This is a genomic window from Paraburkholderia sediminicola (genome assembly GCF_046026675.1).
Taxonomy (GTDB): domain Bacteria; phylum Pseudomonadota; class Gammaproteobacteria; order Burkholderiales; family Burkholderiaceae; genus Paraburkholderia; species Paraburkholderia sediminicola_F.
The window spans coordinates 3,462,867-3,483,930 of the sequence record NZ_JAQQEY010000001.1; the positions used below are offsets into that span (position 1 = coordinate 3,462,867).

Sequence of the window (21,064 nt, forward strand, 5' to 3'; positions counted from 1 at the left end):
TTATTACCCTCGTTTTTTAAATCGCGGCCGGTTCAACCGCCTTGCCACCCTTCAAATATCAGGCTTGCGCAACTGCCGCCGAACCCGAATGAAATCGACATCGCCGAACCGATGTGTGCGTCGCGCGTCGTGCGCACGAGCGGCATGCCGTCGACGCCCGGCTCCAGCGTCTCGATACCCGCCGTCCCCGCGATGAAACCCTCGCGCATCATCAGCAACGTGTAGATAGCCTCATGCGCGCCGCATGCGCCGAGCGGATGCCCGGTCATGCCTTTAGTCGACGAAAACGCGGGGACTTCGCCGCCAAATACGTCAATTAGTGCGCGCAATTCCTCGACGTCGCCAAGTGGCGTCGACGGTGCGTGCGTGTTGACGTAGTCCGGGCGCTTGCCCGCTTCGCCCAACGCGCCACGCATCGCCCGTGCGATGCCGGCCGCATGCGGCGTGACCATACCCGCGCGGTCCGTGCAGTCGCCGAAGCCGGTCAGCTCGGCGTAAATGCGGGCGCCACGCGCCAACGCATGGTCGAGCGATTCGAGCACCAGCACACCGCCACCCGAGGCGATCACGAAGCCGTCGCGCGCCGTGTCGTAGGGACGCGAAGCGCGCTGCGGCGTGTCATTGAAGTTGCGTGACAGTGCGCCCATCGCGTCGAACATCAGCGTCATGTTGTCGTGCAAGGACTCACTGCCACCGGCCAGCACGATCTGCTGACGTCCGGTCTGAATCAGTTGCATCGCCTGCCCGATGGCGAGCGCCGACGTCGTGCATGCCGACGATGGCGAATAGCTCACGCCCTCGAGTCCGAACGCCTGCGCGACGTTGGCCGACGCGGTGCTGCTCATCGCATGCGGAACCGTATACGGCGGCACTTTGTCGACGCCGCGGGAATTCGCAATCGACATGGACACGTCGTAACTCGACATCGTGCCAACGCCCGAGCCGATCACCGTGCCGGCGCACGGCGAGCGCAGCGCGGCGAGATCGAGCCCGGCATCGTCGACCGCGTTCTTCGCCGCGTGGCACGCAAAGCGGGCGGTGTCGCCCATGAAGCGCTCGAGCTTGCGATCGAACGGCTGCTCCTGCGCGACCGATGCGACACCCGCCACTTGCGATCCGAAACCGCGCTCACGCCACACGTCGATCCGCTCGATGCGTGAGCGGCCCGCGCGCAATGCGGCGGACACGTCGTCGAGCGTATTGCCGAGGCACGACACGATCCCCATGCCGGTGACGACCACGCGTTGCAGCGGCACGCTCATCGAACGCGCCTGAAAATCAGCGACGTGTTGATGCCGCCGAATGCGAAGTTGTTGCTCATCACATGTTCGGCGTCGATCTCACGACCCGTGCCGACGATGTAATCGAGCGGCGCACAGGCCGGATCGACGTTCTCCAGGTTCAAGGTTGGCGCATACCAGTTGCGCTTCATCATCTCGATGGTCCACCACGCCTCCAGCGCACCGCATGCGCCGAGCGTGTGGCCGACATAGCTCTTGAGCGAACTGATCGGCATGCGCGCACCGAAGGTCTGCGCGGTCGCATGGCTTTCGGCGATGTCGCCGCGGTCCGTGGAGGTGCCGTGCGCGTTCACATAGGCAATCGCTTCGGGCGGCAGTTGCGCATCTTTCAGTGCAAGCTGCATGGCCAGCGCCATGGTTTCGGCGGTCGGCTGGGTCATATGCGCGCCGTCCGAATTGCAGCCGAAGCCGACGATCTCCGCGTGAATCCGCGCGCCGCGTGCCACCGCGTGTTCGTATTCTTCGAGTACCAGCGTCGCCGCGCCTTCGCCGACCACGAGGCCGTCGCGCGCGGCGTCGAACGGACGCGGCGTGAGATGCGGCTCGTCGTTACGCGTGCTGGTGGCATACAGCGTGTCGAATACGGCGACCGCCGGGCCCGACATTTCTTCCGCGCCGCCCGCCAGCATCAACGTCTGCTTGCCGGTCTGGATCGCTTCATACGCATAACCGATCGCCTGGCTGCCCGATGCGCACGCGCACGAGGTCGGGATGATCCGCCCTTTCAGATCCCAGAACAGGCTGACATTGACTGCCGTGGTGTGCGGCATCATCTGCACGTAGCTGTTCGACGTGACGTCGCTCATCGAGCCGGTTTCGAGCATCGTGCCGAACGCCCGAATCGGCTGCACCGAGCCCGACGACGAGCCATAGGCGACGCCCATGCGGCCGTCCTTGATGCTGGTGTCGTCGGCGAGGCCCGCGTCTGCAAGCGCCAGTTCGCTCGCGCGCACCGAGTACATCGACACCGGCCCCATCGAACGGGTTTTCTTGCGCGGGTAATGCGGAGGCGCCGTGAAGCCCGGCAACGGACATGCGAGCCGCGTGTGTAACGACTCGAAGTAATCCCACTCGGGCATCCGGCGCACCGCGTTCACGCCGTTCTTCAGGCGTGCTTCGATTGCGTCCCAGTCGTCACCGAACGCCGTGACGCCCCCCATGCCGGTAATGACGACGCGTTTCATCACACCATCCCACCATTGACGCCGATCACCTGACGCGTGACATACGAGGCCGCATCCGACATCAGGAAGCTGACCACGGACGCCACTTCGGCAGGCTGGCCGACGCGGTTCATCGGCACCGTCTTCAATGCCTGTTCGAGCGGCATGTCGTCGAGCATGCCGGTATCGATCAAACCCGGCGCGACGCAATTGACGGTGATGTTGCGCGTCGCCAGTTCGACGGCGAGCGCCTTGGACGCGCCGATCAGGCCGGCCTTCGCCGCGCTGTAGTTGACCTGGCCGCGATTGCCCATCACGCCGGAGACCGACGCGATCGTGACGATGCGGCCGCCCTTCTTCGCCCGCACCATCGGCATGGTCAGCGGATGGACAACGTTGTAGAACGAGTCGAGACCGGTTTCGATCACGATGTCCCAGTCTTCTTCGGTAAGCGCGGGGAACGCGGCGTCGCGCGTCACGCCCGCGCTGCATACGATGCCGTAATACGCGCCGTGCGCCACGACATCCACTTCGAGCACTTCGCGGCATGCGGCGCGATCGCGCACATCGAATTGCAGCACGCGCGCCGTCCCGCCTTGTGCGGCGATGCCCGTTGCCACGGCTTCGGCTTCGGTGCGGCCCGTGCGGCAATGCACCGACACCGCGAAACCGTCGGCGGCCAACTTGTACGCAATCGCGCGGCCAATGCCGCGGCTTGCGCCGGTAACGAGAACACGCCGGCTCATGAACTGAAACTCCCTTCGATGAATGACTGAAAATCTCGCGGCTGAAAGACCTTGATGACCGCCTCGGCGCAACACACGTCGCCATGGTGGATCGTGCATTCGTAGGCGCCGTGGCCTTCTTCGCTGCGCAGCAATTCTGTTGCGCTGACCAGCAACTGGGCACCGCCGGCAAACGACGGTTGTAACGCGCGATAGCTGCGCGAGCCGAGCAGCACACCGGGGCGCGCCTGACCGCCGCCGCGCATGGCCAGCAGCGCGACGTGCGCCGCGATGGTCTGCGCCATCAACTCGATGCCGATCCATGCGGGCATCGCGCCGTCGGCGTCGGCATACCAGGCGTCGGCATGGACGGTGGCGCGCGCGCTCAGTGCCTCTTCGCTGAACGTGCTCACGGCGTCGATCAGCAGCATGGTGCCGCGATGCGGGATGATCGTTTCGATCGGTTGCAGGATGAGATCCTGAATGGAGGGCGTCTGGGTCATCGCGCGCGTCACCGTCCCAGGATCAGGCTGACATTGCTGCCGCCGAACGCAAACGAGTTGCTCATCACGTGCTGTGGTCCTGCGCCTCGCGGCAGAAAGCGCTCCGTTTCGACCAGGTCCAACGTCGGCAACGCGGGATCCGCCTCGCCGTCCCACAGATGACGCGGCAGCGGCACGGGTTGCGACCCATTCGCGCCCGCCAGCGTCAGCCATGCGAAGGCGAGTTCGGTCACGCCCGCCGCGCCGAGCTGGTGACCCGTCAGCGGCTTGGTGCCGCTCGTCGCCACGCCGCTGGGGAAAACACGCGCCATCAGCTTCGCTTCCATCTCGTCGTTCTTGCGTGTAGCGGTGGCGTGCAGATTCACATAGCCGATGGCCGACGATGCGATGCCCGCATCCGCCAACGCTGCCTGCAACGCAAGTTCGCCGCCCACCCCTTGGGGGTCAGGCGAGGAAATATGATGCGCATCGCTCGATTCGCCGACACCCGCGAGTCGTACTGTCGCTTCTTCGCGGCTCATCAGGAACACGGCTGCGCCTTCGCCGACGTTGATCCCGCAGCGATTACGGCTCATCGGATTGGTGCGCACGCCGCTGGTCGATTCAAGCGAGGCGAAACCCTGCACCGTCAACTCGCACAGCGAATCGACGCCCCCTACCACCACTGCGTCGCACAGTCGCAATTGCAGCAGACGGCGCGCCGACGCAAAGGCCTTCGCGCTCGAAGTGCAAGCAGTCGAGATCGTGAATGCCGGGCCCTGCACGCCGAGCGCGGCGGCGGCGAACGGCGCGGCGGTGCCGATCTCCATTTGCCGGTAATTGAAGTTGGCGGGCAGGTTGCCCGCTTGCGCCTGATAGACGAACGCGGCTTCGGCCGCTTCGATACCCGACGTGCTGGTGCCGAGCACCACACCGATCCGATGCGCGCCGTAACGCTCGCGCGCCGCGTCAACCGCCGGCGCGATCTGCGTCAGCGCGGCCAGCAGCAAGCGGTTATTGCGGCAGTCGTAGCGTGCGAGCCCGGCAGGCGGCGCCAGATCGAGAGGCGCGAGCACACTGCCGACAAACGCTTCGCCAATGCCCGTATGTGCGTGCGCCATACCGGGTGCGTGACCGGCGACCAGCGCCGGGACGATTGCATCGAGGTCGCCGCCGAGCGCATTGATCATGCCGAGCGCGTGCAAATAAACTGATGGCGCCTTCATGCGGCCCTCCTTGATTCCGATGGCATGCCGATGGGCGCGAGCAGCACCGATACGAGGATGCCGAGCGCGAGCGTGGCGCCAAAGCTCTTCAGCGCGGGCATCGCGCTCATGCCGAGCATGCCGAACGACAACAGCGTGGTGGCCGACGACAGCAGCACGCCCGTCCACACCGCGCCGAGATCGGCGTCCGCGCGCAGGCAGCCTTCGCGCAGAAACACCGCATAGTTTGCGCCAACGCCGAGCACCAGCATCAGCGCGAGCCAGTTGAACAGATTGAGCGGCACGTGAACGTAGCCGAACACGGCAAGCGTGACGACGACCGCGAGCAGCACCGGCAGCGTCACGGCAATGCCGCCGCGCGCGCGGTAACGCAGCATCAGCAGGACGAGCACCAGCGCGAGCGCACCGCCGAGCCACCACCCACTATCCACACGATACGCGCCGAATAGCTTCGAGACGCTTGCCGCCTTGTCGACGAATACGACGCCGGGCAGCGCCTGCGCGGTGGCGATCAGCGTAGGTTCGTTCTGCGGCGTCACGCCCTGTGGAATCACGACTGCCGCAAACGCTTTGGTAGCCGAATCGACTTCACCCAGCCACAGATGCCTGTAGGGCTGCGACCACGGTGCGGTGAGCCACGCATCGACCGTAAGCAGCGGCTGCGGTTTCGCATACGCGGCGAGCCAGGCATCGGCGATTTCGTCTTTAAAGCCCGCCTGCAGCAGCGTCGCACGCAAGGCCGCGGGATCGTTGAATACGTGCTGCGCAAGCAACGCACGGTCTGCGTTTTGCTGCTTCGCGGACGGCACGAATTGCGCCACCGACTGATAGCTGCCCACCTTGTTCGCGGTACCGCTCAAGCCGTCGAGCTTCGCACCCAGCGCTTCGGCGCGTTGCAAGACGATTTCCGGCGTCTCGCCGCGCACGACAAAAAACTGCGCGCTGTTATCGACACCCACCGCCGCGCGCACCTTGTCTTCCTGCGCGACCAGCGAAGGATCACGCTGGATCAGCAGATGGATATCGTCGTCACTCGTCAGACGCAACCAGCCGGGAATCGCCACGATCAGCAACAGTGCTGCGACGAACCATGCGCGCTTGCCGCCGATCGTACGATGCCAGACCGTCAGCAGACGCGCCGCGCCAGCGAACAGTTGCTGTGGACCGCGCTTCGGCGGGCGCGTGAGCAGCGCGGGCAGCAACCACAGCACGGAGGCATACGCCGTCACAATGCCCGCAATCGCGAAGCATGCGATCTGCTTGAGCGCGGGGAACGGCACCCACGTGAGGATCGCGTAGCCGAGCAGGCTGGTGGCAAGCGCAACCGTCAAGGCCGGGCGCACTGCACGCGCGCCACGGCGCGAATCCCAATCGCGGCCCGCGCCGAGATAGCCCACGAAATACTGAATCGAATAATCGACGGCTTCGCCGATCAGACTCGCGCCGAACACCAGCGTCAACAGATGCAATTGACCGAACACCAGCATCGTCACCGCGAGCGCACAGACGATGCCGAGCGCCGTCGAAACGAAACCGAGCAGCAACAGACGCGGCGAGCGGAACACCCACATCATCAGCAACGCAATCCCGCACAGCGACGCGACGCCGATCAGATGCACTTCATGTTCCGATGCACTACGTGCCGACTCCGCGTAGAACACCGCACCGGTTCTCGCCACTGACACGTCAGGGAACGCCTGCTTCAAAGTGCTTTCACCTTGCGCAAGCGCGGCGAGCACCGCGTGCTGCGTTTTCGATTCGTAGGCGGAACCCGGCAGCGTGGCGACGATCAGCACGCTGGTCGCGGGGCCGCGATGCGACACCAGCATGTTGTCTTCGAGTTCGAGATTCGACGTGGCGAGCGGCAAACCGCCGAGCCAGTGTTCGAGCCAGCCCAAGGGATCGTCGGCGAGGGGCGTGGTCAGGCCGCCGTGCAATGGGCTGTAGATGCGCTGCGCGAGTGCGTCATGCAGCGTAGAGCTTGCAACATTGCTCTGCGCGAGCGCCGCGCGGTCAGCGGGCGCCAGCAAACCGAACCGATACGGCATATACAACGCGGCAATCTGCGACAGATCGAACGGCGGCAACTCCGCCGTCACCGAGCCGAACGCCCGGCTCTTCTGCAACGAAGCGCCGAGCTGTTTCGCAGCCGCTTTCGCGTGCGCGTCGTCGTTGCTGGTGACCAGAAAAACCGTGCGGTCACCCAGTGCACTCGCGAGCGTATCGACCGCCTTCTCGGCGACCGGATCCGCTTCCGTGGCCGGCAGCAACGCCAACAGATTGGTCTGCAGCGGCGAAGGTCCCGCGAAACGCCAGCCGCAATACAGCGCCGCGGCGAGCGCGAGCAGCAGCCACGCGGCGCGCATGCCCCACGCCTGTTTCGCGGACCGCTGTTGCAGCACCTGCATTACGGCGCTCCGAGCAGGCTGCGCTCAGCCGGCGTTGGTTCGCTCACCGCCGCGCTTTTCGCAAAGTCGAGTTTCGTGATGTCGCCGTTCGCGAGCGTGATGCGCAGGCTTTGAAGATAGTCGCCACCATTCATCTGCAAACCTTTGATCGACTGCGCAATCTGCGGCTGGTTCGGCGTGAGTTGCATGCGCCACTGCGCGGCGCTGCCTTCGGCCTGCACGTCGAACTGCGAATACAGCGCCGACAGATCGCCGCCTAGCATCGCGCGCATCATCTTCGAAACCTGCGCGACGCCGCGTGTGCCCTGGGCACTGTGAGCGGTCACGCGCTGACCGTTGGCGTCGACTTCGGCGACGCCCGCGTCGGTGATCACGTAGGTGGCTTTGTACGGCGTGTCGATCTGCCAGATCACGCCACGATCGCGGAAGAACAGCAGCGAACCCGTGCTGACGAGCGGCTGCTTCATCGCGGCGAGCGTTTGCGTTTGCGTGAATTGCGCTCGCACGCCCTTGGCCTGTGCGAGATGAGAGGCGATCTGCGAGACGAGTGCCGGGTTGCCGGCAGACTGCGCGGTTTCAGCCGTAAACGCCACAGTCGGCCATGCTGCCAGGCTTGATACGCTCAGCGTGCCTAGCGCTAACAATCCACCCGCTGCCACACCGCGCAAGTTCATCGTCCCCATACACGCTCCAGCTTTTCGAATACGACAGGCGGCGACACGAACTGCAATTCCTGCGTCGCGGCATCGACCGCGACCTGGATCGTGTAGCCCTTCGTCAATCGCGTACCGGATGCGCAGTCGACAATTTCATAGCCTATCTTCAGGCGATTTTCGTGTTCGAGCAGTTGCGTGCGCACTTCGAGCGCCTGGCCGTAGGTGGCCGGGCGCACATACTTCAGATGCGCCTCGACGATCGGCCACAGGTAACCCGAAGCCTGCATCTCGCGGTAGTCGTAGTCGAAGGTGCGCAGGAGCGCCGCGCGGCCGATCTCGAAGTACTTCAGATAGTGGCCATGCCAGCACACGTTCATCGCGTCGACATCGTGAAACGGCACTTCGACCATCGCGCTGGCTGCGAGCACTTTAGGGGAGCCGGTCATACGTTCGCGCCTCCGCGATAGTCGTTCAACAGATCGCATGCGGCGATGCGCGCAGTCAGCGCGCGCAGGTCGCTTTCCAGCGCGCGGTCTTCGTCGACGAACGGCGACTGCGCCGTCACGCTTTCGATAAAGGCTTGCAGCGGCGCGGGAACCGGCGTGCTGCTGTCGATCCTCAAGCGCAGGCGCGCGGCTTGCACCGTCGCCAGCGTATGCGCGGCGGCGACCTGTTCGGTCAACTCCAGCACACGCAAACAGTCGCGCGCGGCGATCGTGCCCATGCTGACCTTGTCCTGGTTGTGCGCTTCGGTCGAACGCGAGAACACGCTGGCAGGCATCGTGTTCTTCAACGCTTCGGCCGTCCATGCGGACGACGAAATCTGCACCGCCTTGAAACCGTGATTGATCGCGGCGCGCGCGGGGGCAGCACCCGACAGATTGCGCGGCAAGCCGTTATTGAAATTCACGTCGACCAGCAGCGCGAGCTGCCGGTCCATCAGATCGGCGAGATTGGCGACCGCGACTTTCAGCGAATCCATCGCGAACGCGATATGGCCACCATAGAAGTTGCCGCCGTGCAGCACGCGCTCATTGTCGGGATCGATCAAGGGGTTGTCGTTCGCGCTGTTCAGTTCGTTCTCGACGTCGCGGCGCACCCACGACAAGGCATCGCGCGCAACGCCAATCACATGCGGCGCACAGCGAATCGAATAGCGATCCTGCAGACGATGCCCCGGCGTATCGTCTCGCCCACTCAGATCGTCGCGAATCCACGCCGCCGCTTCGGCCTGCCCTGCATGCGGCTTCACTTCGAACAGCATCGCGTCGAAGTGCGCGGCACGGCCGTCGAGTGCGACGGTGGAAAGCGCCGTGAGACGTGCGGTGAGGCGCGTCAGATGATCGGCTCGCGCAAACGCGAGACAGGCGAGGCCCGTCATCACTGCGGTGCCGTTCATCAGCGCAAGGCCTTCTTTCGGCGCGAGCGTGAGCGGCTCGTGACCCAGTTCGGTCCAGACCTCGCGCACGTTGCGCAGACTGTCTTCGAACATCACATCGCGTTCACCCGCGAGCGCGGCGGCCACATACGAAAGCGGCGTCAGGTCACCGCTGGCACCGACCGAGCCTTCCGACGGAATGCGCGGCAACACGCGATGGTTGATCAGATCGGCAAGGCGTTCGAGCAACACCGGGCGCACGCCGGAGAAACCGTAGGCCAGCGAGTTGAGTCGCGCTGCGATCACCGCGAGCGTTTGCGCTTCGTCGAGATACTGGCCCATGCCGCAGCCGTGGTAACGCGTCAATTGCAACGGCAAGGCTTCGACGAGTTCCATCGGCACGTCGACCACGCACGCGTCGCCATAGCCGGTGTTGACGCCATACACGGTCGCACCCGATGCCAGATGCCGGTGCAGAAAATCCGCGCCCCGCTGGATGCGCGCACGCCACGCCGGATCGGCGCTCAACGCAACCGGTGCGCGATGGTGGGCGATCGCGACGACTTCTTCGATCGTCAGCTTGCGGCCACCGATCGTCACCGCCGCCGCGTTTGCACCCGCGTTCTCATGTGCGCTAGCGTTCGGCGCGTCGATCAGATCATGTTCGGCCATGTGTGCCTCGCTTGGGGCTGGCCCAGAAATCGAAGAAATTGAACCATTGATAAGGTGCCTTACGGCAATAGTGCTCGAGGCGCGCCGCGTAACGCTGCGCCCACACGGCAAGATGCTGCGCGCGTTCGCGGCGCGGCAACTCGATGCGCTCGGCGAACGGTTCGAAATACAGACGATAGCCGTCGCGCTCTTTCAGGCAGAAGAACAGATAGACAGGGCAGCCCAACGCATGCGCGAGCACGTAGGGACCTTGCGCGAACGGGGCGGTCGAGCCGAGAAATTGCGCTTCGGTCGTGCGGCCCGCTTCGTGTGCCGGCACGCGGTCGCCGACGATCACCAGCAGCTCGCCCGCATCGACGCGCTCCTGCATCATCATCGCGGTCTCGGGGCCGAAGTCGCTAACCTCGAGCAGATGCCGCGCGAACTGGCTATTCGCCGACGCCAGCACGCTATTGAAGCGCCGCGCGTGTTCGGTGTAGACCACGGCGGTCACTTTCGCGTAGGCGCCCTGCGCGGCGAGCGCGCGGGTCATTTCCAGATTGCCGAGATGCGCGCCGATCACGAGTGCACCTTTGCCACTTGCCACCAATGCTTCGAATGCCGAAGGATCTTCGAATTTGACGTCGGCGTTGTTGACACGGCCGGACCATGCCGCGAGCTTGTCGAAGCCCGATTGCGCGAACGCCAGCATGTGGCGGTAGGCGGACAGCCAACCCGGGCGCGGCGTATCGCCGTGCGGTGCGACCTCGCCAAGACGCGTGAAGTAGTTACTCGACGCCTCGCGTGCGGCGCGGCCCGTCAGCAGAAAATACGCGACGATCGGATGCAGCCAGAGCGCGGTGAAACGGCGGCCGAACAGCTTGCAACTGAGCGCGAGCAAGGACATGCCCAGATGGCTGCCGCGTTCGGCGATCCGCCACCAGTCCTGGGGGCTCGGTTCGCGTGGTTCCGCGTGCTGGCCGGGTTTGTTCCGATCGCCCTGCTTGACCGCCTCAGTTGCGATAGCCGGGCGGCGTGGCATCACTTTGTGCGCGAGCAGCATCGGCAGACGCCACAGCATGCCGAACACGAGGCGCGTGTGGCTGCGGCTGATGCGCACGTTGTCCCACAGCACGTCGAAATGCGACACGCCATTGCTTGCATAGGTGACGCGCGTCGGAATCGAGCGGAATGCGGCGCGCCGCCAGTACAGACGCACGAGAATTTCGATGTCGAAGTCCATGCGCGTCGGCAGTTGCACGCTGTCGATCAGCTCGCAGGCCAGCGCAAGCGGATACAGACGGAAGCCGCACATCGAATCGCGGATCGTCAGCGAGAGCGTTTCGATCCACACCCATACATGTGTCAGATAACGGCCGTAGAGACGCGATTTCGGCACGCTCTCGTCGTAGACTGGGCGGCCGAGGATCACCGCGCCCGGTTCGGCAAGCGCTGCTTCGATAAACCGCGGCACGTCCGTCGCGTCATGCTGGCCATCGGCATCGATCTGCAGAGCGTGCGTGTACTTCGCGGTGCGCGCGGCGCGCAGTCCCGCCATCACCGCCGCGCCCTTGCCGCCGTTCACCGGCAAACGCAGCAGCGTGAGCTGCCCTGCGTACTGTTGCGCGAACGAAGCGAGCACCTGCTGGGTCGCCTCATCGCTACCGTCGTCGACGACAAGGATCGGCAAGCCGTGCACCGCGAGATGGGCAACGGTCGCGCCGATCGCGTCCTTGTGGTTGTAAATCGGAATGACGATGCAAGGAGCGAAGCGCATCATGCAGGCTCCCGATACACGATCACGCCCGACGCGCATTCACGCCCGCTCAGCCGGTACGCGAACTGCACGCGGCCACGCGCGGCGTCGTGTGCGAGCGTGAGATTCAGCACCGCGCCCGGCGGCACCGGCGCCATGAACTTGAGACGGTCGACCGATGCCAGCGCGCGCACGGCGGGCACGTGTTCGGCCGCCAGATGCATGGCCCAGTGCACCTGAACGACGCCCGGCAGAATCGGCAGACCGGGGAAGTGGCCGGCGAAATGCACGAGCGTCGGCGGCACGCGCAGTTCGTAGTGCAACGTGTCGGCACTGCGGGCTTCGGCGAGCACTTCCACACCGTCCGCGCGCGGCTCGAATGCCGCCGCGACAGCGGCCACCGGCAGTTTGCCGCGCGCGTCGAACGGCAACGTGAGGCGGAAACGCCAATGACGCGGCAGCACCACCACATCGAAATAAGCAGCGAGATGTCGGCGCAGGGTTCGCGCGAGTTGCACGCGGCCTTCGTCGCGCAATGCCTCGCAGCCGGCTTCCGTCAGCGCCACGACGGCGCCGACGCGCTCGCGCGAGGCGCCTTCCAGCGGCACGATCGCCGCTTGCGCGACAAACGGATGCAGCGCAAGACGCGCCTCGAGCTCCGGCAGCGACACGCGCTTGCCATCCAGCTTGAGCACACGATCGAGCCGGCCCTGCAGCCGGAAGCGGCCATCGGCGTCGAACGCGATCTTGTCGTCCGTGCGATGCCAACCGGCATGATCGAGATGCGGTGAACGGACATTCAGCGCACCGTCTTCGTCGCGGCGCACTTCAATGCCGACGACCGGCTGCCAGGCATCCGTCTGATCCTGACGACGCCACGCGACGCCACCGGTTTCCGTGCTGCCGTAGATTTCGAGCGGCGCAGCGCCATAAGCGGCAGCGTATTCCTGTGCGGCTTCCAGGGCGAGCGGGCCACCCGAAGAAAAGAATGCGCGCGGCGCTGGCGTCAACGCGGCAAAACCAGGCAACGCAGGCCAACGCGACAATTGCGCGGGCGTCGAGACGACCACCGTCGCGCCGCATTGCCCGATCTGCGTTTGCAGATGCAAGGGCTCGATGCTGATCGCGCGGTCGAACGCACGACCCGCGGCAAGCGGCCACAACACGCGAAACAGCAAACCGTAGATGTGATGATGCGGCACGCTCGCGAGCATCGTCGCGTCGCCGACCAAAGCGCCCCACTGCTTTTCGAGCGTGTGCACTTCGGCGTTGAATTGCGCGAGGGTCTTGCGGATCGGCTTGGGGGCGCCGCTGCTGCCGGAGGTGTAGAGCGTCAACGGCGCTTGCGGATCGATCGTGTGCGAGGTGCCTGGCGTGTGTGCGGCATCGGCGTCAGCGTCTCGCACATCCTCTCGCACGCCACGCGGCAGATCGGCGTCGGTCAGCACGGCGTCGTACGCATCTGCAAGATCGGCGAGATAGCCCGGCGTCGCATTGGCCGGAATCACCGGCTCTTTGCGGCACGCGAACAACGCAAACAGCGCGCAAGCGAAATCGAACGGATCGTCGATACACAACGCGTAGCGGCGCGCGTCCTGCGTTTGCATCAGCGTGACCAGAGCCGAAACGCGCGCGCGAAACGCTGTACGGTCGAGTACTGTAGCGCCGTCGCGACATACCGGCGCATTCACGACGACGGCCCCATGGTCCGCCGACAACAGATCGTGCAACGCAATCATGCCGCCTCCGAACGCGCGGCTCGCGGCAGCACCACCAGATAACGCCAGATAACCTCGGCGGCCAGCAGCACGCCGATCAACCCGTAAGCGATCGCGCCGTTATAGAGCGACCAGTTTGCGCGGCTCCAGTACAGCGCCGTATAAGCGGAGAACGCGCCGTTCAGCGCGAAGAATACGCACCACACCTGGGTCACGCGCCACGTATGGCGCACGGCACCAGGCGACAAATTCGGATTACCCAGCCGCGCGAATTTTTCGATCATCGAAGGCCCGCGCACGAGCGTCGCACCGAACGCGATCAACAGACCCAGATTGACGAGCGACGGATAGAGGCGCAACAGCAGTTCACTGTTGGTGAAGACGATGGCCGCCGAGGCGCAGCTTAGCAAGCCGACCACGGTCCAGTCGATCGTGGAGAGCCGGCGCAGCGAGGTCGCGACCGGACCGCTGCCGGCCCAGCGTTGCAACCACAGGATCGCAAACAGCATACAGCCGACATAGCGCGGCGTGTCCCAGCGCCAGGCACACAGAATCAACGCGGGATACGCGAGTTTCAGCAGGACCTGCACCACCGTTTTGGCCCAGTGGCGCTCAATGCCGGGCGATGCCTCGGCGGGCCGGCTCGCCGCCGCTTGCATTCGCGAGCGCACGGATGGCATCAGCCCTGTGCCGCCAGCAGGGATTCGACCGCACCGATCACATCGCCGACCGTGCGCACCGACTTGAATTCTTCCGGCTTGATGCGGCGGCCGGTCATTTCCTGCAGTTTGATCGCGAGGTCGACGGCGTCGATGCTGTCGAGATCGAGGTCTTCGAAGAGATGCGCGTCAGGCGTCACGCGCTCCGGCTCGATCGCGAAGTTCTCTTTGAAGATGGCGCGGATGCGCTCAAGAATCTCTGCCTCGGTCACGATTAATCCCCTTTTCTTGTGATTTCGTTCACAGCATGCGCCGTTTCGCGTTGACTCGCGACCAGCGCGGCCAGCGTGCTGATCGAGCGGAAGTGCTCGCGGGTGCGTTCGTCGTTCGCGGCGATGGTCAGCTGGTATTGTTTGCGCAGCACGATGCCGATCTCGAGCGCGTCGATCGAGTCGAGGCCGATGCCGTCGGTATCGAACAACGGAGCGTCGTCGTCGATATCGGCCGGGCTCAGGTCTTCCAGATCGAGGGCTTCGATCAGAAGCTGTTTAATTTCCAGTTTTAAAGAATCCATAATCGAACAGGTGCTGAGTAATGTGGGCTTCGATGGCGCTAGTCACACTGCGCGCCGCGAGAGACGGTGAAGTGTCGTGGTCCGCGAGTTGCTCGACGCCAAGCGGCTCGAGCACGTTCACGCGTATACGGAAAGCACGCGCCGGCACGTCGTACCAGCGCATCTGTTTGGTGAACGCAGGCGGATCGCAGTCCATCAGCACCGGCACGATCGGAGCGCCGACCTTCAACGCCATGTGCGCGAACCCGCGTGAAAACGCGTGCAGCCGGTTCGGCGCTGGGCTGCGCGTGCCCTCGGGAAAAATAATCATCGTGTAGCCCGCTGCAAGCTGCCGCGCGCCGGCTTCGACGAGTTCCGACGGATCGGCGTTGCTCACATATTCCGCCGAGCGCACGATCCCCCAGAAACACGGGTTACCCCAGTGCGCGTTTTTCACCACGCAACAGGCACGCGGCGTGAGCGCCAACAACACCATCACGTCCAGATAGGTCGGGTGATTGGCGACCACGATCGCCGGGCCGCCGGCGCGCAATGCCTCCCCACCCGATACCTCTAGCTCCATCACGCCGATGCGCTGCAACACCGCGACCAGCGCGCGGAAAAACCAGTGAATCACGGTCGTCACCACGCGCTGACGCGACGTCCGGTGCGGCCACAGCCACGCGAGCGGGAACACCAGCACCGAAAACAGCACGCCGCAAATGCCGAACACTACGAAGGCCATGCCTGTCGCGCAGAACCGCCAAACGTAATCAAGCCGCGCGTTCATCCCACCTCCAATGCCAGGCCGCACCGGCGCCTTTCCAGACGGCGGGCCTACCCGTTTCCAGACAGTGCTGCAGCGCCTGGCTCTGGGTCGCGAAACTTTCTTCCGGGCTTGCGTCGGCGGTTGCCTTCGCGGTTGCCACCGCAGTTGTCACCGCAGTTGTCACATTTCCCGCGTCTGCGTGATTTGCCTCCTGCGCTGCCTCCGCCGCCTCCGGCTCATTTGCGCCGGACAACGTGCAGACTAACTGCCCCGTCGCCGCTTCGCCGTTTAGCAGGATCGCGATCGCGCCACCCTGAACTTCGTCTTCGATCGTGCCATACGCGGGATCGGCCGGTTCGTCAGCGTACACCAGCAATACCGGTGCCCCGGGCTGCGTTTCGTATTGTGCGTACGCTTCCAGCAGCGCGTAGCCGAGCGTCTCGGCGCCGGCCGAGATCGCGCTGGCAGCGGAACGGTCGCCGCGCGCGATGCCGAACACGCCGGTCATGGCGTTCAGCACCGACAGGCTGAAGGCGGTCGGCGAGACCGGCTCGCCCGCGCTGATGGTACGCAGGATGTCCGTGGTGCGCCGCAATTCGCCGTGGCGTGAAGCGAACACGACCCTGACCTCGTCTTGCGCCACGCAGTCGTGCGCGACCTTCAGGGCGACTCTGGACAGCGTGCTCAGGCGACGCCGCACGATCGGCTCGATAAAGCCGATGTCGGGTGCGGCAGAAGCGGCAGCAGGCCAGCTAGACCAGCGAGCGACCGGAATGGTCCAGTGCAGATCGGGCATATCGGTGTTCGCGCGTAGAAGCGAGGAGAGGCTGAGGGCGCCTGACGGAATACGCAGCCGTCACAGCGTATGCGCGCCGCGCGGAACGACAATCTCCAGCCGGGGGTCAATCCAATCTTCTTATATAGGGTTCAGCGATTTAACGGCACTTGGCCCCGATTATTTAGGCGCCTGTGCCAATTAGTCTGATGGATTGACTCAGGCTCCCTGTGGTCGCCGGAATCATACTGAATATTGTGGATTAAATCAGCCACAAAAGACGTATCTATCTGTATCCGTATCGCGGGTGCGACGGATGCCTGGACAACGTCAAAATATAGGCCTGGCGGCCCTTGCACGTCTGTGAGCAGTCTGCAAAGCCGCTGGCAGCAAGCTCCGCGGGCCAGATGGGTCTTGCCCTATCACCAAATAGACTCGAATACTTTCATTTAACTTTCTAAACAGGTGTTTCGTTTCGGAACATTTCAACGCTTAGCGGCCGTTCTGCTGAGTTAGATGCCGTGCATCGCTCGAATCTCGCGCGCGACTTACGGGGGCTTACCGCAGCGCCGTTTTTGCCCATTTTTGCCATATTGCGGCAGCGCCATCGGCTTCCGGCCAAAAGTACGCTCGCGCGAGCTGCAAAGCAAAACGGCCCGGCAGAATGACCTGCCGGGCCGTTTGTATTGCGCCGCAGCGTATGCGGTTCGCCGTGAAGGTTCAGTGCTTATTACGCTTACGCGCTTACTGCACGACCTTAGCACCCAGCGCCGAAGCCGGCGCGGCCGCGGGCGCCGCGCCCGTCGTCGCGACTTCGTTCGAGACCCCGCCGTTCTTGTCGACGGGAAGCTTCACGGTATGTACCACGCCGTTGCCGAGCGGGAAGTCCGCCAGCGCGCTGCGCGCCAGATACGGCATGGCTCTCACCAGCGACGATTCTTCGTCCGAGTTGCGCGCCGTCACGTTATAGACCTCTTTGCCGCTGGCGCGCTCGGTGATCCGCACGCCGAGCAGGTGCGTGAAGATCGGGTAGCTCTGGTTCACATAGGCGGTCGAAAACGCGCCCCACGGACCCCACGGATCGAACGGCCGACCCCAGTACGGCGCCGGCCAGGGGTTGTAATACACCGGCTGCGCGACCGTCACCATATCCGAGCGAATCCCGTAAGAAAGCCCGACCAGATAACGCGCCTGGGACGTGTCGACCTGACGGAACGCATGCGTGGCAAGCTCGTTGCCGACGAGCCGCTCGTAGGTGGTGAGTTCGAGATTGTTCTGCTGATCCCCCGCCCGCGTGAAGGCATAGGTACGGGTGGCATCGTTGCCGCTCCAGTCGGAGAACGCCGTGACCTGGGAGGTCACGTAGCTCGTGCAGCCGGACAGCAGCACCGTCAGCGTGGCCAGCAGCAGCGTGGCGCGGCGGGTCCATCGATCGAATTTCATGGTCTACCTCGTGACGCCTGTTATTACCGTTCTTAAGCGGGTTGGCTCATGCGCATGCTTTGCTGCGCAGAGCGGCCCCGATAATACGCTGACCAGGCGAATCGGTAAAAAGTTCGAGCCGCACAATCTGCCGAGCCTTTGTACAATGGCTCGACAAGCCCGGCTCGCGCGCCATAAGCACGCTTGACGGCTCGAGTCCCATCACTACAGAACGCCATGGCCGATACCGCAACGCCCAATGTGATCCGCCGCGCCGATTACGCGCCGCCCGCCTTTCTGATCGACACCGTCGCACTGGAGTTCGATCTGGTCCCCGAACGCACCGTTGTCAGGAACACGATGCGGGTGCGCCGCAACCCGGACGCGTCCCGCGCCGCGAATTTCGAACTGATGGGCGAACAACTCGAGTTCGTCAGCGCCACGCTCAATGGCGCCCCGTTCGCCCACGCGCATGCGCACGAACACGGCCTCACGCTCGACAACGTGCCGGATAACTTCGAGCTTACGCTCACCAGCATCTGCAATCCGGCGGAAAACACCACGCTGTCGGGCCTGTATGTGTCGGGCGGCAACTTCTTCACGCAGTGCGAGGCCGAGGGCTTTCGCCGCATCACCTATTTCCTCGACCGCCCCGACGTGATGGCGACCTTCACGGTCACGCTGCGCGCCAGCAAGGCCGACTATCCGGTGCTGCTGTCGAACGGCAATCTGCTCGAAGAAGGCGATCTGCCGGACGGCCGCCATTTCGCCCGCTGGGAAGATCCGTTCAGGAAGCCGAGCTATCTGTTCGCGCTGGTCGCGGGCAAGCTGGTTGCGCTCGAAGAACGCGTGAAGAGCGGTTCGGGCAAGGAAAAGCTGCTGCAGGTGTGGGTCGAACCGCACGACCTGGACAAGACCCGTCACGCCATGGATTCGCTGATCAACTCGATCCGCTGGGACGAGTCGCGCTTCGGGCTGGAGCTGGATCTGGACCGCTTCATGATCGTCGCGGTGAGCGACTTCAACATGGGCGCGATGGAGAACAAGGGGCTCAACATCTTCAACACGAAGTACGTGCTGGCGAACCCCGAAACGGCAACGGACACCGACTTCGCGAACATCGAGGCAGTGGTCGGCCACGAGTACTTCCACAACTGGACCGGCAATCGCGTGACGTGCCGCGACTGGTTCCAGCTGAGCCTGAAAGAGGGCCTGACAGTGTTCCGCGATCAGGAGTTCTCGGCCGACATGGCAGGCGGTGCGACTGACGAAGCCGCGCGCGCCACCAAACGCATCGAAGACGTGCGCGTGCTGCGCCAGATGCAATTCGCCGAAGACGCGGGTCCGATGGCGCACCCGGTCCGCCCGGAAAGCTACGTCGAGATCAACAACTTCTACACGATGACGGTCTACGAAAAGGGCTCCGAAGTCGTGCGGATGTATCAGACACTGTTCGGCCGCGACGGTTTCCGCAAAGGCATGGACCTGTACTTCAAGCGTCATGACGGCCAGGCTGTGACTTGCGACGACTTCCGCCACGCGCTCGCCGATGCGAACGGCCGCGATCTCGCGCAGTTCGAGCGCTGGTACAGCCAGGCCGGCACGCCGCGCGTGTCCGTGCGTACGAAATACGACGCCGCACAGCAGCGCTACAGCGTGACGCTCACGCAAGGCTACGGCGATACCGCCCCGGCCGCGCGTGAAACGCAAAAGGGCCCGCTGCTGATTCCGTTCGCGATCGGATTGATCGGCAAGGACGGGCACGATCTACCGCTGCAGCTGGAAGGCGAAGCCAGGGCGTCGGACTCCACCACGCGCGTGCTGGAATTCACGCAGACCGAACAGACCTTCACGTTCGTCAACGTCGCGCAGGAACCGCTGCCCTCGCTGCTACGCAATTTCTCGGCGCCGGTGATCGTCGAATACGACTATTCGGCCGATCAGCTCGCGTTCCTGCTCGCGCACGACAGCGACCCATTCAACCGCTGGGAAGCCGGCCAACGGCTCGCCACGCGCGAGTTGCTGACGCTGGCCGGGCGCGCCACAACCGGCGTGCCGCTGCAGCTCGACGACTCGGTCGTCGCCGCGTTCGCGCGCGTGCTGACCGACGAAACGCTCTCGCCCTCGTTCCGCGAACTGGCATTGATGCTGCCGTCAGAAGCGTATCTGGCTGAACAGATGGCCGAATCGAATCCGGCTGCCGTACACGCCGCACGGCAGTTCGTACGCAAGCGCCTCGCGAATGCGCTCAGGAAGGACTGGCTTGCCGTGTACGAAAAGCACCGCACGCCGGGTGCGTATGAAGCGACGCCGGAGGCTTCCGGTCATCGTGCGTTGAAGAATCTTGCGTTGTCGTATCTCGCGGAACTGGACGATCCAGCTGAAGCCGTGCGTCTTGCATCCGCGCAATACGACGCCGCCAACAACATGACCGACCGCTCGGCGGCGCTCTCGGCATTGCTCAATGCGTCGGCGGCGAAGGGCGGCAGCATTGAGGCGCAGCAGGCGCTGGACGACTTCTACCGGCGCTTCGAAAAGGAACCGCTCGTCATCGACAAGTGGTTCGCGTTGCAAGCCACGCAGCGTGGCAGCGCGCAGCGTCCGGTGATCGAGATCGTGCGCAAGCTGATGGCGCACCCGGCTTTCAACCTGAAGAACCCGAACCGCGCGCGCTCGCTGATTTTCAGCTTCTGCGCCGCGAACCCCGCGCAGTTCCACGCCGAAGACGGCTCGGGCTACGTGTTCTGGGCCGAACAGGTGATCGCGCTCGACGCCATCAATCCGCAAGTGGCCGCCCGCCTCGCCCGCTCGCTGGAACTGTGGCGCCGCTTTACGCCGACACTGCGTGACGGCATGCGTGCGGCGCTGGAGAAAGTGGCGTCGCAGGTGAAGTCGCGCGACGTGCGCGAGATCGTGGAGAAAGCGTTGGCATGACGATCGTCTGACAGCGCTTTGCGCAGCGAAAAGCCGGCACGTGTTGCCGGTTTTTTTCGTCCTAAATTTGCGATGAGGCGGTGTGCGAACGTCAACGTTAGCCGTCTGGACGACTGTTCGTATCGGCTCGGCAGGGTGAAAGTAAACGCATTCATTTAACGGTTTACGTTTAACGCGACGCGTTATATTATCCCATGATCACGACATTCGGCGACAAGGCTACGGCAGCAATCTTTCAGGGCAAGTTCGTGCATTCACTGCCGCTTTACATGCAGGCGCTCGCACGCCGCAAGCTGCTCATGATCGACGCCGCCAAGTCCATCCGCAATCTGCATGCGCCGCCGGGCAATCGGCTCGAAGCGCTGCAAGGTCATCGCAGCGGGCAGTGGAGTATTCGAATCAATGCGCAGTGGCGCATCTGTTTTCATTTTGTCGACGGGGAGGCGCTGAATGTCGAAATTGTCGACTATCACTGATTATTGGGAGAC

Annotated in this window: 19 protein-coding genes; 2 read left to right on the forward strand and 17 right to left on the reverse strand. The window is 64.1% G+C overall.

The window, feature by feature from the left end:
* Positions 1-32 precede the first annotated feature (32 nt).
* The 17 genes from PQQ86_RS14965 to PQQ86_RS15045 form a co-directional block, all read right to left on the reverse strand.
* Positions 33-1,262: a beta-ketoacyl synthase N-terminal-like domain-containing protein gene (locus tag PQQ86_RS14965; RefSeq protein WP_408268083.1), complete on the reverse strand. Its 1,230-nt coding sequence runs from the start codon at positions 1,260-1,262 to the stop codon at positions 33-35.
* Positions 1,259-2,485, reverse strand: a complete 1,227-nt coding sequence (locus PQQ86_RS14970) for a beta-ketoacyl-ACP synthase (protein ID WP_408268086.1) — start codon at positions 2,483-2,485, stop codon at positions 1,259-1,261. The genes PQQ86_RS14965 and PQQ86_RS14970 overlap by 4 nt, the downstream gene beginning before the upstream one ends.
* Positions 2,485-3,210 (reverse strand): 3-ketoacyl-ACP reductase FabG2, encoded by a 726-nt coding sequence (locus tag PQQ86_RS14975; protein ID WP_093639119.1) that lies wholly within the window; start codon positions 3,208-3,210, stop codon positions 2,485-2,487. Before PQQ86_RS14975 ends, PQQ86_RS14970 begins: the two co-directional genes overlap by 1 nt.
* Entirely contained in the window at positions 3,207-3,692 is a 486-nt protein-coding gene (locus tag PQQ86_RS14980; RefSeq protein ID WP_408268088.1) for a hotdog family protein, read from the reverse strand. Before PQQ86_RS14980 ends, PQQ86_RS14975 begins: the two co-directional genes overlap by 4 nt.
* Positions 3,693-3,700: 8 nt before the next feature.
* Positions 3,701-4,897 (reverse strand): beta-ketoacyl-[acyl-carrier-protein] synthase family protein, encoded by a 1,197-nt coding sequence (locus PQQ86_RS14985; RefSeq protein ID WP_408268091.1) that lies wholly within the window; start codon positions 4,895-4,897, stop codon positions 3,701-3,703.
* Positions 4,894-7,305, reverse strand: a complete 2,412-nt coding sequence (locus PQQ86_RS14990) for an MMPL family transporter (protein ID WP_408268094.1) — start codon at positions 7,303-7,305, stop codon at positions 4,894-4,896. Before PQQ86_RS14990 ends, PQQ86_RS14985 begins: the two co-directional genes overlap by 4 nt.
* On the reverse strand, positions 7,305-7,988 hold the full coding sequence (locus PQQ86_RS14995) for a LolA family protein (RefSeq protein WP_408268097.1): 684 nt from the start codon (positions 7,986-7,988) through the stop codon (positions 7,305-7,307). Before PQQ86_RS14995 ends, PQQ86_RS14990 begins: the two co-directional genes overlap by 1 nt.
* Positions 7,976-8,407, reverse strand: coding sequence for an acyl-CoA thioesterase (locus PQQ86_RS15000; RefSeq protein WP_408268099.1), 432 nt, complete (start codon positions 8,405-8,407; stop codon positions 7,976-7,978). The genes PQQ86_RS14995 and PQQ86_RS15000 overlap by 13 nt, the downstream gene beginning before the upstream one ends.
* Positions 8,404-10,011, reverse strand: a complete 1,608-nt coding sequence (locus tag PQQ86_RS15005) for an HAL/PAL/TAL family ammonia-lyase (RefSeq protein ID WP_408268102.1) — start codon at positions 10,009-10,011, stop codon at positions 8,404-8,406. The genes PQQ86_RS15000 and PQQ86_RS15005 overlap by 4 nt, the downstream gene beginning before the upstream one ends.
* Entirely contained in the window at positions 9,998-11,767 is a 1,770-nt protein-coding gene (locus tag PQQ86_RS15010) for a glycosyltransferase family 2 protein (RefSeq protein ID WP_408270301.1), read from the reverse strand. Before PQQ86_RS15010 ends, PQQ86_RS15005 begins: the two co-directional genes overlap by 14 nt.
* A complete protein-coding gene (locus PQQ86_RS15015; protein WP_408268104.1) occupies positions 11,767-13,485 on the reverse strand; it encodes an ApeI family dehydratase in 1,719 nt (572 codons plus the stop codon). The genes PQQ86_RS15010 and PQQ86_RS15015 overlap by 1 nt, the downstream gene beginning before the upstream one ends.
* Entirely contained in the window at positions 13,482-14,144 is a 663-nt protein-coding gene (locus tag PQQ86_RS15020; RefSeq protein WP_408268106.1) for a COG4648 family protein, read from the reverse strand. The genes PQQ86_RS15015 and PQQ86_RS15020 overlap by 4 nt, the downstream gene beginning before the upstream one ends.
* Positions 14,144-14,395 (reverse strand): acyl carrier protein, encoded by a 252-nt coding sequence (locus tag PQQ86_RS15025; RefSeq protein ID WP_054037292.1) that lies wholly within the window; start codon positions 14,393-14,395, stop codon positions 14,144-14,146. Before PQQ86_RS15025 ends, PQQ86_RS15020 begins: the two co-directional genes overlap by 1 nt.
* Positions 14,396-14,397: 2 nt before the next feature.
* Complete coding sequence (locus PQQ86_RS15030) at positions 14,398-14,697, reverse strand: phosphopantetheine-binding protein (protein WP_408268110.1); 300 nt, start codon at positions 14,695-14,697, stop codon at positions 14,398-14,400.
* Positions 14,672-15,466 (reverse strand): lysophospholipid acyltransferase family protein, encoded by a 795-nt coding sequence (locus PQQ86_RS15035; protein ID WP_408268113.1) that lies wholly within the window; start codon positions 15,464-15,466, stop codon positions 14,672-14,674. Before PQQ86_RS15035 ends, PQQ86_RS15030 begins: the two co-directional genes overlap by 26 nt.
* A complete protein-coding gene (locus PQQ86_RS15040; protein WP_408268115.1) occupies positions 15,450-16,241 on the reverse strand; it encodes a beta-ketoacyl synthase chain length factor in 792 nt (263 codons plus the stop codon). Before PQQ86_RS15040 ends, PQQ86_RS15035 begins: the two co-directional genes overlap by 17 nt.
* Positions 16,242-16,964: 723 nt before the next feature.
* The gene (locus tag PQQ86_RS15045; RefSeq protein WP_408268118.1) at positions 16,965-17,663 is read right to left on the reverse strand and encodes a DUF4136 domain-containing protein; all 699 of its coding nucleotides are present in this window, start codon (positions 17,661-17,663) and stop codon (positions 16,965-16,967) included.
* 216 nt (positions 17,664-17,879) lie between these two features.
* Here PQQ86_RS15045 and pepN point away from each other — a divergent pair, with 216 nt between their 5' ends.
* Both pepN and PQQ86_RS15055 read left to right on the forward strand, forming a co-directional pair.
* Complete coding sequence (gene pepN, locus PQQ86_RS15050; protein WP_408268121.1) at positions 17,880-20,576, forward strand: aminopeptidase N; 2,697 nt, start codon at positions 17,880-17,882, stop codon at positions 20,574-20,576.
* A gap of 194 nt (positions 20,577-20,770) precedes the next feature.
* Positions 20,771-21,052: a type II toxin-antitoxin system RelE/ParE family toxin gene (locus PQQ86_RS15055; protein WP_408268124.1), complete on the forward strand. Its 282-nt coding sequence runs from the start codon at positions 20,771-20,773 to the stop codon at positions 21,050-21,052.
* Positions 21,053-21,064 lie beyond the last annotated feature (12 nt).

Coding starts and splice junctions, on each gene's coding strand:
- PQQ86_RS14965 (WP_408268083.1), bottom strand. CDS start 1,262: ATGAGCGTGCCGCTGCAACGCGTGGTCGTCACCGGCATGGGGATCGTG.
- PQQ86_RS14970 (WP_408268086.1), bottom strand. CDS start 2,485: ATGAAACGCGTCGTCATTACCGGCATGGGGGGCGTCACGGCGTTCGGT.
- PQQ86_RS14975 (WP_093639119.1), bottom strand. CDS start 3,210: ATGAGCCGGCGTGTTCTCGTTACCGGCGCAAGCCGCGGCATTGGCCGC.
- PQQ86_RS14980 (WP_408268088.1), bottom strand. CDS start 3,692: ATGACCCAGACGCCCTCCATTCAGGATCTCATCCTGCAACCGATCGAA.
- PQQ86_RS14985 (WP_408268091.1), bottom strand. CDS start 4,897: ATGAAGGCGCCATCAGTTTATTTGCACGCGCTCGGCATGATCAATGCG.
- PQQ86_RS14990 (WP_408268094.1), bottom strand. CDS start 7,305: ATGCAGGTGCTGCAACAGCGGTCCGCGAAACAGGCGTGGGGCATGCGC.
- PQQ86_RS14995 (WP_408268097.1), bottom strand. CDS start 7,988: ATGGGGACGATGAACTTGCGCGGTGTGGCAGCGGGTGGATTGTTAGCG.
- PQQ86_RS15000 (WP_408268099.1), bottom strand. CDS start 8,407: ATGACCGGCTCCCCTAAAGTGCTCGCAGCCAGCGCGATGGTCGAAGTG.
- PQQ86_RS15005 (WP_408268102.1), bottom strand. CDS start 10,011: ATGGCCGAACATGATCTGATCGACGCGCCGAACGCTAGCGCACATGAG.
- PQQ86_RS15010 (WP_408270301.1), bottom strand. CDS start 11,767: ATGCGCTTCGCTCCTTGCATCGTCATTCCGATTTACAACCACAAGGAC.
- PQQ86_RS15015 (WP_408268104.1), bottom strand. CDS start 13,485: ATGATTGCGTTGCACGATCTGTTGTCGGCGGACCATGGGGCCGTCGTC.
- PQQ86_RS15020 (WP_408268106.1), bottom strand. CDS start 14,144: ATGCCATCCGTGCGCTCGCGAATGCAAGCGGCGGCGAGCCGGCCCGCC.
- PQQ86_RS15030 (WP_408268110.1), bottom strand. CDS start 14,697: ATGGATTCTTTAAAACTGGAAATTAAACAGCTTCTGATCGAAGCCCTC.
- PQQ86_RS15035 (WP_408268113.1), bottom strand. CDS start 15,466: ATGAACGCGCGGCTTGATTACGTTTGGCGGTTCTGCGCGACAGGCATG.
- PQQ86_RS15040 (WP_408268115.1), bottom strand. CDS start 16,241: ATGCCCGATCTGCACTGGACCATTCCGGTCGCTCGCTGGTCTAGCTGG.
- PQQ86_RS15045 (WP_408268118.1), bottom strand. CDS start 17,663: ATGAAATTCGATCGATGGACCCGCCGCGCCACGCTGCTGCTGGCCACG.
- pepN (WP_408268121.1), top strand. CDS start 17,880: ATGGCCGATACCGCAACGCCCAATGTGATCCGCCGCGCCGATTACGCG.
- PQQ86_RS15055 (WP_408268124.1), top strand. CDS start 20,771: ATGATCACGACATTCGGCGACAAGGCTACGGCAGCAATCTTTCAGGGC.